At 40.5% G+C, this 12,774-nt stretch carries 8 protein-coding genes; 4 read left to right on the plus strand and 4 right to left on the minus strand.

The genetic code is table 11. The features are described from left to right. Positions 1–5: 5 nt before the first annotated feature. The gene (gene sohB / locus IT970_RS07025) at positions 6–1,022 is read left to right on the plus strand and encodes a protease SohB (RefSeq protein ID WP_065979832.1); all 1,017 of its coding nucleotides are present in this window, start codon (positions 6–8) and stop codon (positions 1,020–1,022) included. Positions 1,023–1,084: 62 nt separating this feature from the next. Here the strand turns inward: sohB and IT970_RS07030 are convergent, their stop codons facing one another. Then, complete coding sequence (locus IT970_RS07030) at positions 1,085–2,416, minus strand: dicarboxylate/amino acid:cation symporter (protein ID WP_036968865.1); 1,332 nt, start codon at positions 2,414–2,416, stop codon at positions 1,085–1,087. Positions 2,417–2,609: 193 nt separating this feature from the next. Here IT970_RS07030 and IT970_RS07035 point away from each other — a divergent pair, with 193 nt between their 5' ends. After that, entirely contained in the window at positions 2,610–6,374 is a 3,765-nt protein-coding gene (locus IT970_RS07035; RefSeq protein WP_075593647.1) for a hypothetical protein, read from the plus strand. A 308-nt stretch (positions 6,375–6,682) separates the two neighbouring features. After that, positions 6,683–9,349 carry a type I DNA topoisomerase gene (gene topA, locus IT970_RS07040; RefSeq protein ID WP_036968862.1) on the plus strand — a complete coding sequence of 889 codons (2,667 nt, stop codon included), beginning with the start codon at positions 6,683–6,685 and terminating at the stop codon, positions 9,347–9,349. A 94-nt stretch (positions 9,350–9,443) separates the two neighbouring features. Here the strand turns inward: topA and IT970_RS07045 are convergent, their stop codons facing one another. Beyond that, positions 9,444–9,686 carry a hypothetical protein gene (locus tag IT970_RS07045; RefSeq protein WP_036968859.1) on the minus strand — a complete coding sequence of 81 codons (243 nt, stop codon included), beginning with the start codon at positions 9,684–9,686 and terminating at the stop codon, positions 9,444–9,446. Between the two features lie 243 nt (positions 9,687–9,929). Between IT970_RS07045 and IT970_RS07050 the strand changes: the two genes are divergently transcribed. After that, entirely contained in the window at positions 9,930–10,478 is a 549-nt protein-coding gene (locus tag IT970_RS07050) for a TIGR00645 family protein (protein ID WP_036968856.1), read from the plus strand. A gap of 49 nt (positions 10,479–10,527) precedes the next feature. Here the strand turns inward: IT970_RS07050 and IT970_RS07055 are convergent, their stop codons facing one another. Both IT970_RS07055 and IT970_RS07060 read right to left on the minus strand, forming a co-directional pair. Continuing rightward, positions 10,528–12,153, minus strand: a complete 1,626-nt coding sequence (locus tag IT970_RS07055) for an alpha-glucosidase family protein (RefSeq protein WP_075593645.1) — start codon at positions 12,151–12,153, stop codon at positions 10,528–10,530. Between the two features lie 152 nt (positions 12,154–12,305). Continuing rightward, entirely contained in the window at positions 12,306–12,587 is a 282-nt protein-coding gene (locus tag IT970_RS07060; RefSeq protein WP_075593644.1) for a hypothetical protein, read from the minus strand. Positions 12,588–12,774: the final 187 nt, after the last annotated feature.

The following is a 12,774-nucleotide window of genomic DNA, read 5'->3' on the forward strand; positions in this document are numbered from 1 at the left end:
AGTGTTTGGAATTTTTATATGAATATGGCTTGTTTTTTGCCAAAACCCTTACTTTTGTGGTTGCTGTTGCTGCCATCGTTGCGATTATTGTGGGTGCTGCTGTTAAGCCAAAGGCTAAGAAAGGCGAGATAAGCATTGATGATTTAAGTGAGCAATTGGCTGATCTTAAGCAAAACTTTATTGAAAATACGCTCTCTAAAAAAGAGCTTAAGGCCTACTTTAAACAACAAAAAGCTGAGGCCAAAGAGCAGCAAGATAAAGACCCTAAGCCAAGATTATATGTGATTGATTTTAATGGAAGTATAGATGCCCATGAAGTTGAAAGTTTACGTGAAGAAATCACTGCAATTCTTACCATTGCTGACAAAGAAAAAGACAAAGTATTGGTACGCTTAGAAAGCGGTGGTGGAGTGGTTCATGGCTATGGGCTTGCTGCATCTCAACTGCAACGCTTACGCAATGCTGGTATTCATTTAACCGTTGCAATTGATAAGGTTGCAGCCAGTGGTGGCTATATGATGGCGTGCGTTGCCAACGAAATTGTTGCTGCGCCATTTGCAATTGTCGGTTCTATAGGGGTTATTGCACAAATACCCAACTTCAATAAAATTTTGAAGAAGAATGATGTGGATTTTGAGCAAATCACTGCTGGTGAATACAAACGCACCTTGACACTCTTTGGTGAAAATACAGAGAAGGGCCGTGAGAAGTTTAAAGAGGAAATAGAACAAACACATGGTTTATTTAAAACCTTCGTGAGTGAACAACGTCCTTCACTTGATATCGATTCGGTTGCCACAGGTGAACATTGGTTTGCAACTCAGGCCTTTGATAGAGGCTTAGTGGACAAAATTGAAACCAGTGATGATATCTTGCTAAACCAAGCGGATGAACGCCAAATCTATAAAGTAAAGTACAAAGTTAAAAAGAACTTAACGGATAAACTCGCGGTGGGTCTGAGTTCAAGTATCAGCCAAGCAGGGGTAAATTTAATGTCACGTTTTAAAGGAATGAATCCTTAAATTTATTCGCTTTCATGCAAATAAAAAACCCGCTTCAGGAGCGGGTTTTTTATTGACCAAATTTATTTAATTGATTTGTGATAATCTTCTAGGTCTTTGGCTGCGTCAGGGTCGTTAAAGACTTTCTCATCGAACTGTCCTTCCGATTTTGCTACCACACATGTCACCATACAGTCACCAGTTACATTGACAGCTGTTCGCGTCATATCAAGTAAACGGTCAACACCGATAATGATAGCGATACCTTCTACAGGCAAGCCTACTTGATTTAACACCATCGCTAGCATAATCAGACCAACACCGGGTACACCTGCAGTACCAACTGAGGCTAAAGTCGCAGTTAAAATAACCATTAAGTAATCTGATATAGTTAAATCAACAGAAAATACTTGCGCAATAAATACGGTCGCAACACCTTGCATGATAGCAGTGCCATCCATATTAATAGTCGCGCCTAATGGGACCGTGAATGAAGCTACTGAGTTCTGAGCTCCTAATTTTTTAGTGGCAGTTTCCAGAGTGATTGGCATCGTTGCACTTGAACTTGATGTACTAAATGCAAACAGACACGCATTTTTCATTTTCTTTAGGAACGTTATTGGGTTTAGTCCTGTTAACACTTTTAAAAGAATACTGTAGTTCACTAAACCGTGGATAAATAATGCTAGCATCACAATACTAAAATACAGTGCCAAGCTTTTAATCAGTTTAAAGTCGATGGTTGTAAATAGTTTCGCCATTAAAAAGAACACGCCATAAGGTGCAATGTTCATTAGCAGTGTTACAAGCTTTAAAATAACAGTGTTAAGGTCTTCAAATACACTAGCAACTCGCTTACCTGCTTTACCACTTAAAGCCATTGCCACACCAAAAAGAAGGGCAAAAACAATAACTTGTAGCATATTGCCATTTGCCATTGCATCAATTGGATTGGTTGGGAACATCCCAATAATAACTTGCGCAAGAGTCGGGGCTTCTTTCGCACTGTAGGTTGCATCTGACGGTAAATTTATACCCTCGCCAGGATTAAATAACAGTGCAAGTGTGATCGCAACAGTAATCGCGATCGCTGTTGTAACCAAGTAAAGTAGAATTGATTTACCCCCTAAACGGCCCAGTGTTTTTGGATCGCTTAAACTACACGTACCGCACACCAAGGAAACGAATACGAGGGGCACGACGAGCATTTTTAAACTGGCAATGAATATTTGACCACCAATGTGGAAAATACCATCAACGAAAAATGCTTTAATTGGCAAAGAGAATAACCCTAGTGGAATAAGGAAATCGTCTTCACCCGCTAAAATTGCTTGGAAGATAAAACCAACGATCACACCCAAGACCATACCAATCATGATACGAGATGTGAGACTCAATGAACGGACTTTTGACATACACCTAATCTATATTTTTATAAATTTTGCCATAGCCTACCAGCATGAAGATTTTTATACAGAAAAATTCGATAAATATTAGAATTAATTCGATGCAATTCAGATAAAATAATTATGATATTCGTCCAGATTTTAGGTTAATATCAGGTAAACAATAATGTAAATATGAAAATAGCTAACTAGGGAGAGGTCAATGCCTTTATTGCGATGGCTAAGTGTTATAGTTTTCAGCTCACTTTTAGTCGCCTGTGGCGGTGGTGGATCACTTGAGAAAGAAGGGGGTTCATTAGACGGTGGGAATACTACTGATAACCCAACTTATACAATAACAGTGCAAGGGTATAGCGCTGATGGTACTGAATCGAATAATGTAACAGCCGATCAGCCCTTAATGATTCGCGCCTCTTTAACGAGTAGCAATTCAGATGTAACAGGTAAAAAAATAACATTTTCATTAGCGGATAACTTGGGGACTTTAGATCAACCCTCAGCGCTGACTAACAGTGAAGGTAATGCTGAAGTTAAATTAAACGCAGGCACCCAAGCTGGCGCAGATGAAATTATTGCCAGTTTTACCTCAAGCTCAGGTACTGTTTTCTCTGGTAGTTTTAGCTTTTCAACAGCGGGCGACAATGCGCAAACTGGCGATCAAACTTTCACGGTTACATTAAATGGTTTTGTTAAAGGAACTCAAACTAGCAATAATGAAGTAACCGCTGGTGCACCATTAGACCTAGTTGCTACTTTAAAACGTGATGATGAAGTTATCTCGGGTCAAAGAGTTACATTCTCACTTGCCGATGATATTGGATCGCTAACCCCTTCATCAGGTACAGCATTAACAAATAACGATGGTAACGCACTCATGACGCTTACAGCGGGTGATGTTGCCGGTGCGGGTATTGTGACAGCCTCTTATACTGTCAGTGGCGAAACCTATTTTGATACATTTGCATTTACATCAGACGGTTCTGAGTCAGATGATTCAAGTGTGAGTGGCACAGTGACATTGGGCGTCTCTATTGTTGATGCCTCAGGCCTCCCATTCAGTGTAGAAAACCCAGTAAGTAAAGATAATAAAGGAACAGTAACAGCCACTCTATTAGACGATGAGACGCCTTTAGCAGGTCAACTGATTTCTTTTTCTACCAACTATACAGGTAAAATTACGCCTGTTTTAGGGACGGCACTTACAGACGCCAACGGCGAAGCATTTGTTACTTTAAGTAGCGGTAATTCAAAAGGGGCGGGTCAAGTTGTAGCTACATACACTGATGAAAGTGGTAACACAATTACTAAAATCGCCGGTTTTATTTCGAGTGGTGATGATGCCCCAATCGAAAATGCAGAAGCCGCACTTGATATTAAGCTTTTAAAAGGTTGTGCGGCAGACTGGGATGCTAATCGCTATACGACTTCATTAGAAACAACGTATTTATCATCGGGCTGTGTTGTTGTTAATCAGTTTTCATCTGATCAACTCATTGACGTTCTGGTTAAAGTTACCGATACCAGCTCAGGTGATGGAATCGAAGGAATTATCGCAGAGTTATCTACTGACCTAGGTCGTTTATTACCTGAGTCTGGCAAAGCATTAACGGATCCTTTTGGTTTCGCGGTTTTAAAACTACAACCAGGTGCAAACAGTGGTGCAGGTGAAGTGTCGGTGACAGCCAAGTCAGTGACTCTTTCAAAAGCATTTGAAATTGCCACCGCAGAGCTTAATGTTGAAATCACCAATGGCCTATACAACAAACTTGATGCGTCAGGTAACCCAATCGACGGTGAATATGTTCCATTGGCTGCTGGTGCAACTACGGTGATCACCGTTTCGATTTTTGATAGCAACGGAAACCCAATTGTTACACCGCTCGATGTTGAGTTTACGTCTGGTTGCGTAGAGTCGGGATTGGCTGTAATGGACTCAAAAGCAACCAGTATTAGCGGGGTTGCAACGGCTACATACAGAACCAATGGATGTAATACTTCGCAAGGTGATACTGTGACAGCCACAGTGCTCACCGGTGGCACGCCCAAAGTAGTTAATGTAAACGTTCCTGTTTCTGCTGCAGAAGTCAGTTCAATAGAATTCATTGAAGCCACTGAAAATGTTTTAGCGTTAAAAGGAACTGGTGGCGTATCTCGTAAGGAAATCAGTCAATTAACATTTAAGCTAACGGATGAAATCGGTAATGCTGCAAAACAAAAACGAATGGATTTTCGTTTAAGCTCAACCAACGGTGGCATTTCACTATCTGAGGTAACAGATGCAGGTGGCTATTCACATGCAAGTGTTTCTACCGATTCTGAAGGGCTTGCTCGCATTCAAGTAAATGCTGGCTTTGTGCCACAAGCGGTACGTGTACAGGCGTGTTATATACCTGAAGAGCTCATACCTGCTGATCAGAATAATAATGTCACGTGTTGGCAGGAGTTGTATTTAGAATGCCAAAAAGCAGAAGCGGAACGTAATGGTAATGTATCGTGTCCTGTAGGTGAATTATCATTAGTGTCACTTGATGAGCAAGTGGTGAGTGTATCAGATTTAGTCTCTATTAGTTCAGGCTTACCCGATGGTAATAGTTTCACAGCCGGCCCTACTATAATTAACATAGAAGCACTTAATTATATTGGTGATACCACGGATATCTCTGTTTATTTAGCTGATCACTTTAATAACCCTGTACCAGATGGTACGGCTGTGTATTTAACAACAGAAGGTGGGGCGGTTGGCACTCTTGATGGTGCTGAATTTAACCCTCAACTTGAGTGTAATACAGTTGATGGTCAATGTGTTGCGCAGTGGCGTTCACAGAATCCAAAGCCATTTACCGAGGATAAGTGGGGCAATAAAATCAACAGTATCAACCCGAAAACAGGTGTTATCAATTGTGACCTTTATTTTGGTTCCGCAGCCCCTTGTATGGCTGGAATTAGAAACGCTGCGTTTTTTGACGATGGTGTACCATTAGGCGCACGTTCGACGGTGTTGGTGACAGCAAAGGGTCAAGAATCATATATTGATATTAATGGGAATGGCCGCTTTGATACTAATGAATATTACAGTGGCTATGACTTACCAGAAGCTTTTATCGACCATAATGAAAATGGTTTCTATGACGGTTTAGCAGCTATTTACGACCCAGTGAGTGGCACTGTGACGAAGTCAACTGAATTTTGCCAAGAAGGTGATGCAACTGATCCCTGTAGCCCAACAAATACCAATGCAGGACAATTTGAGGAAAATTGGGATATTGACTTAAATGGAATGCATACACTTGCTGATGGTAAATACAATGGTTTAGTGTGTACTGAAAGCGCGACTACCCCAACCGTGGGAGCAACGTTTGAAAGTTTATGTACCAAAGAAGTCATTGATATTCGGGATACTTTTGAAATTGTTATGTCAGGCAGTGAAGCATACACTCGTTTTGTCGTTACAAAAGCTGAGTTACGTAATCGATTTGCTTCGGCTCTCAATGAAAAAACTGCAGCAGACCCAACAGTTTTTACTGACAATGCAATGCAATTAGGGGTTGATATAGCGCAGTGTAATACGATTTATCGTCAAGCTGGTGACTCATCAACTGCCGTTATTTTGGACTTAGAACCTACAGATAACACTGATTACTGTGATTTAGGTTCAATAAATATAACCACAGCGATGGTTGGCAACCAATTGGCTGCTTTAAGTTTCGAGCTTTATTTTTCAGATGTTTACAATAACCCATTACCAGCGAGTACGGCGGTTTCAGTGAGCACTGATAATGGTGATTACAGTGGAACATCTGGCTTTGAGCTGCCTAATACTAGTCAAACGTCAGCCATGTCTTTTGGTTTAACAATTAGTAGAGAGGCTGAAGCAAATAAAAAAGCAGAGGGGAACCTAGTTGTTCAATTTACCACAGGTAAAGGCTTAGTTACCTCAGCTCCAATCGCAATCAGTGATGATGGTTAACAAGTATTTAATTGTTTAAATTTAAAAAAATGCCAACCAGAAGGTTGGCATTTTTGTTGCTGTTCTATATATTCCCCATAAAAATACAGCAAATTATCATTTTGGCTAATTTAGAAGCAAAAATTGTTCAATTATTCAGTCAATGGTTAAAAGTTTCGATTAAAAGCTTGTAACAATTGGTGTTTGTAGATATACCTATAAATATTCGTGCTCCGATGTTAATAAATCATACTAATTTGTTTGATGTGATAGATATACATTTATAAGGGCAAAAAACTTTTAAAATTCTTGGTCAGAAATAGGCAGCTATGGGCAAATCACTTGTAATTGTAGAGTCTCCAGCAAAGGCTAAAACAATTAATAAATACTTAGGTAACGATTTTATCGTCAAGTCCAGTGTTGGGCATGTACGTGATCTACCGACTTCAGGTTCAGGCAAAACGAAAACAGCAGCAACGAAAACCCCTGCTGAGGTTCGAAAAATGTCACCAGAAGAAAAAGCTGCGTATAAAAAACAACGAGATTACAAAAATCTTGTTGCACGTATGGGAATTGACCCTGAGAAAGGCTGGGAACCCCATTATGAAGTTTTGCCTGGCAAAGAGAAAGTCGTTCAAGAATTAAAGAAGCTTGCAGAAAATGCCGATAAAATCTATCTCGCAACCGATTTGGATAGAGAAGGGGAAGCGATTGCATGGCACCTCGAACAGATTATCGGTGGTGAGCCAGAGAAATATAAGCGTGTTGTTTTTAACGAGATTACCAAAAATGCGATTCAGCAAGCTTTTGAAACACCCGGTGAATTAAACACCGATATGGTGTATGCGCAACAAGCACGCCGTTTCCTTGACCGAGTAGTGGGTTTTATGGTCTCGCCGTTGTTGTGGGCCAAAGTTGCACGCGGTCTTTCTGCAGGCCGTGTTCAGTCTGTTGCTGTTCGTTTGCTGGTAGAACGTGAACGTGAAATAAAAGCATTTATTCCTGAAGAGTTTTGGGATGTGCATGCCGATGTTAAAAATAGTGAGTCTGCCTTACGCCTTGAAGTTACAAAACACGCTGATAAGGCATTTAAGCCTGTTAACGAGCAGCAAGCAATGTCTGCGGTTCGTGACCTTGAGAAAGCTCAGTATGAAGTTGTAAGCGTTGAAGAAAAGCCAAGTAAAAGCAAACCGAGTGCTCCTTTCATTACATCGACTATGCAACAGGCCGCGAGCACTCGCTTAGGCTATGGTGTTAAAAAGACCATGATGCTTGCTCAGCGTTTGTATGAAGCAGGTCATATTACCTATATGCGTACTGATTCAACCAACTTGTCAAAAGATGCGGTTGAAATGTGCCGTGACTATGTTGCTGAGCAGTTCGGTGATAAGTACCTACCAAAAGCACCTATTAGCTACAGCTCTAAAGGCAATGCACAAGAAGCGCACGAAGCGATTCGTCCTTCAAGTGTTTCTGTATTGTCGGGTCATTTAGACGGTGTTGAAGCCGATGCGAAAAAATTATATGAGTTAATTTGGCGTCAATTCGTCGCGTGTCAAATGGTGCCAGCAGAATATGATTTAACAACCTTAACGGTTGGCGCGGGTGATTACCAATTAAAAGCAAAAGGCCGTGTCCTTCGTTTTGATGGTTGGACAAGAGTACAGCCTGCTGTGCGTAAGAAAAATGAAGAAGATCAGTCACTCCCCGCTGTAAAGCAAGGTGAAATTCTGAGCTTAGTTGAGCTTGACCCGAAACAACATTTTACAAAACCACCTGCTCGTTTTAGTGAAGCAAGCTTGGTTAAAGAGCTTGAGAAACGAGGTATTGGGCGTCCATCAACGTATGCCTCAATTATTTCAACCATTCAGGACCGTGGTTATGTGCGAGTTGAAAACCGTCGTTTCTTTGCTGAGAAAATGGGAGAGATCGTTACTGACCGCTTAGTTGAAAACTTTGAAGATTTAATGAACTTCGATTTCACAGCAAAAATGGAAGGTCGCCTAGATGATATCGCTGAAGGCGAGCGCATCTGGACGCAAGTACTCGATAAGTTTTATGCAGACTTTTCAAAACAGCTTGAAATCGCTTCAGGAGATGAAGAACAAGGTGGTATGCGTCAGAACCAAATGGTTGAAACAGATATAGATTGTCCAACCTGTGGCCGTAAAATGGGGATTCGTACTGCATCGACTGGTGTTTTCTTAGGGTGTACAGGATACAACTTACCGCCCAAAGAGCGCTGTACTACGACAATGAATCTTGTATCTGGTGATGAAGCTATTGCTGCCGATGTTGAAGACGTCGAGACAGAAACGTTGATGCAAATGAAGCGTTGCCCTATCTGTGAAACAGCTATGGATTCATACCTAATTGATGAAACCCGTAAGCTGCATGTCTGCGGTAATAACCCAGCCTGTAAAGGCTATGTGGTTGAGCAAGGCACGTTTAAAATTAAAGGGTATGACGGCCCAATAATCGAATGCGATAAATGCGGTGCTGATATGCAACTAAAATCTGGCCGATTCGGTAAATATTTTGGTTGTAGTAACGATGATTGTAAAAATACCCGTAAACTACTTAAAAATGGTGAAGCTGCGCCACCAAAAGAAGATCCTGTTCATTTACCAGAATTAGAGTGTGAAAAGTCAGAAGCGTATTTTGTGCTGCGTGATGGCGCGTCGGGTATTTTCTTAGCGGCGAATACATTCCCGAAATCACGGGAAACGCGAGCTCCTAAAGTTGAAGAATTAAAACGTTTTAGAGACCGTATTTCTGAGAAGTTTTATTACCTAGCAGATGCTCCTACGCATGATCCAGATGGTAACCCATCAATTGTTCGTTATAGCCGTAAAAATAAAGAACAGTATGTGATGACAGAGGTAGACGGCAAAGCAACAGGCTGGACAGCTCATTATCAAGGTGGAAAATGGGTAGAAGAAAGTAAGAAGAAGGCCCCCGCTAAAAAGAAAGCTGCAACAAAGGCTAAAAAGTAGCCTGTCTGTTAAAGCGATAGAATAGCTGAACATAAAAAACCGGAGCGCACATCATTGTGTCAACTCCGGTTTTTTATTAGCTATCAACGATAAATTAGATTTGTACGTCTTTTACTTTCTTAAAGCCTTCAGCTTCAAGTTCATCGTTAACACATTTTAATACGTATGGTTTTAATTCTTCATTGCTGATATCGTCGTCCTTTGCCCAGTTTAAACACATTTCAGTGAATTCTTTGATCATTTCTGGTGACGCTTCAGGTGCTTCGTTAGCGATTGCGTATGACGCTGACACGCTTAATACAGGTGCCAAAATTAGTGCTAGCAATGCTTTGTTCATTTAATTATTCCTAATCAACATAATTAATAGTTACTGCCATCGAAAAGCGCAGTAATGGAACGCAAACTGTTATCCACTTTGCTTGAGTGAATTTATAAACTAAATATCTAAAAAAGATAACGAAATATTTTTATCGTTAAGATAAGCAAAAAATAATCATTTTTTTGTCTGTAGAAACTAGTCATTGGCATTGTAAACCACGTATTATCCACATAATTTTAAAAATAAAATGAGCGTGTAGTTATGTCAGAGTCAGTGTCGCAAACAAAACCTAAAAAAGTTCCATCAACACTAGAGCGAGTCGTAGAAACTTTTATTTTCCGCTCTCGTTGGTTGCTAGCCCCGTTTTTTATCGGTTTGTTAGTTGCGGTTGTGATTCTACTATTAAAGTTTTTTAAATACTTATACAGCATGGCCTTAAATACATTCACAGCGAGCAATCAGGAACTCTTGGTTGGTATTTTGACACTGGTTGATACCGCTTTATTAGCGGGATTATTATTAATCATTATTTTTAGTGGCTATGAAAATTTTGTTTCTAAACTCAATATAGATAACCATGAAGACAGACCCGTTTGGATGGGTAAAGTGGGCTTCTCTGGCCTAAAAATGAAATTAATAAGCGCTATTGTGGCTATATCGGCAGTAGAGCTTTTAAAGGTGTTTATAAGTTCGGCAAATCATTCAACGGATGAATTACTGTGGAAGGTTTTAATACATGTTACTTTTGTTGTTTCGGGCGTGCTATTCGCGCTGACAGATTATATTAATAGTAAAACAACAAATCATTAAGAAAAAAGGCCCTGCATAATGCAGGGCCTTCTCACAATACAACTGATGATTAACTCAGAGTTGCATAAAAACAACCAAACCCGGGCAGAGTAACTGTATTATCTGTTAATTCAGCAGTGTGATGTGATAGTTCATTGTGCTGCTGCGTTATTACATCAGTAGTTGTAAATTCAGCGCGTTGTGCACTTAGATTGAACACACATAGCATCTTAGTGCTGTTGAGGCTGCGATAAAATGCAAGTACTGGCTCATCAGTATTAATGAACTCGATGCTTCCTTCTAGCAGTACATCTTTCGCTTTACGCCAAGCCATAAACTCACGGTATGCATTTAGAATGGAGTTGTTGTCATCATCTTGTGCGCTTACAGCAACTGCTTTGTGCTGCTCACCCACAGGTAACCACGGCTTTGTTGTAGAAAACCCAGCTTGCTCTATATCACTTGCATCCCATGGCATAGGGGTGCGGCAACCATCTCGACCTTTAAAATTAGGCCAAAAAGTTATCCCGTATGGGTCTTGTAGGTCTTCAAATGCAACGTCTGCTTCGCCTAATCCAAGCTCTTCGCCTTGATACATGCATACACTACCGCGAAGCGATGCAAGAAGTGCTGTTAACATTTTGCATTGGTCAGGGTTGATGTTATCCCCTTTGCTCCAGCGACTCGCAACACGCTCAACATCGTGGTTGCTAAACGCCCAACATGGCCAGCCTTCTGTCATTCGTTCTTCAAGTGTACTTACTGTGTTACGAATATACTCAGCGCTGTAATCGTTTGTTAGTAATTCAAAGCTATATCCCATATGAAGCTTATCGCCACCCGATGTATATTCAGCCATTGTTGCTAGTGAGTCTTCAGATGAAATTTCACCAAGGGCTACTGTGCCAGGGTATTTATTTAATAACGCACGGATATCCTGCATAAAGCTTAAGTTTTCAGGTTGTGTATTATTGTAATAGTGGTACTGGAATGCATATGGATTGTCTTCGCTAAAACCTCGACCTTGACGTTTCTCAGGGGGTTTTGCGGGGTTGTCGCGTAATAATGCATCATGGTAGCAGAAGTTAATGGCATCTAAACGAAAGCCATCTACGCCTTTTTTCAGCCAAAACTCAACGTTATCAAGGACGGCTTTACGCACTTCAGGGTTATGGAAGTTTAGATCAGGCTGTTCAGCAAAAAAGTTATGTAAATAATATTGCCCTCTACGTGGCTCCCATTGCCATGCAGGACCACCAAAAATAGACAGCCAGTTATTTGGTTGAGTGCCGTCAGGTTTTGCGTCAGCCCACACGTACCAATCTGCTTTATCATTATTTTTATCTTCACGGCTATCGAGAAACCACTGGTGTTGATCTGAAGTGTGGCTCAATACCTGATCGATGATGATTTTAATATTGCGCTCATGCGCTTGGGCAATTAATTCGTCAAAATCGTCTAGGTTACCGAAAATAGGATCGATATCGCGGTAATCACTAATGTCGTATCCGAAGTCCTTCATGGGTGATTTAAAAAAAGGTGAAACCCAAATAGCATCCACACCCAAGCTTTTAATGTAATCAATGCGATCAATGATACCTTTGATATCACCAATGCCGTCGCCATTGGTGTCTTGGAAACTGCGCGGATAAACCTGATAAATAACCGCACCTTTATACCACTGCTTTTGAGCCATGTTTTTCTCCATCGTGACACTCAGTGTATGTAAACCCTAGGGCAACGCGTATTAATATGTTGCCAGAATGTCAAAAGCATACGTGAAGGGTGGGATGCTGTAAAAACTCTGCATACGTATGCACGGTAATTTCATCTGCCATCGTTGTAAAACTAAGGGATTGAGTCCACTTTTACAGCGATTATTTTTAAGAGTAAATTATTTACCAATTTTTGCCGTTGAGAGTGATACCAAACAACGCGCCTACGTGGTGCATAATTTAATTGGCTTTCACCATAAAGGTGCAAAATATTTTTGGTAAGACCAATTAACACTTTGCGTTCGTTTACCTTTTTTAAATGACATTCAACTTTTATATAAACTAGGTAGAGGCGTGCTCCATACGTATTTGTGCCAAATACAATACGACGTTGGATAAAAAATGTTTCATTCACATTTGACGTCTCTGTTTTATAAATAAACGATTAATAAACAATGCATTACAACATCCACGTGTAAATTTGTTGTTAATTTTTGTTTGCATCGTCTAGTCTGAATACGTATGCATAAATTTGTTAAGAAAATAATCTGAGCGTTAATATTCGTGTTGACAACAAAATCAGTCAGCGATTAACAGCTATT

This window comes from Pseudoalteromonas sp. A41-2 (genome assembly GCF_015767615.1).
Taxonomy (GTDB): domain Bacteria; phylum Pseudomonadota; class Gammaproteobacteria; order Enterobacterales; family Alteromonadaceae; genus Pseudoalteromonas; species Pseudoalteromonas lipolytica.

Bases quoted from the DNA above. Each gene is read 5' to 3' on its own strand.
- IT970_RS07050 (WP_036968856.1), top strand. From the start codon at position 9,930: ATGTCAGAGTCAGTGTCGCAAACAAAACCTAAAAAAGTTCCATCAACA.
- IT970_RS07045 (WP_036968859.1), bottom strand. From the start codon at position 9,686: ATGAACAAAGCATTGCTAGCACTAATTTTGGCACCTGTATTAAGCGTG.
- topA (WP_036968862.1), top strand. From the start codon at position 6,683: ATGGGCAAATCACTTGTAATTGTAGAGTCTCCAGCAAAGGCTAAAACA.
- IT970_RS07030 (WP_036968865.1), bottom strand. From the start codon at position 2,416: ATGTCAAAAGTCCGTTCATTGAGTCTCACATCTCGTATCATGATTGGT.
- IT970_RS07055 (WP_075593645.1), bottom strand. From the start codon at position 12,153: ATGGCTCAAAAGCAGTGGTATAAAGGTGCGGTTATTTATCAGGTTTAT.
- IT970_RS07035 (WP_075593647.1), top strand. From the start codon at position 2,610: ATGCCTTTATTGCGATGGCTAAGTGTTATAGTTTTCAGCTCACTTTTA.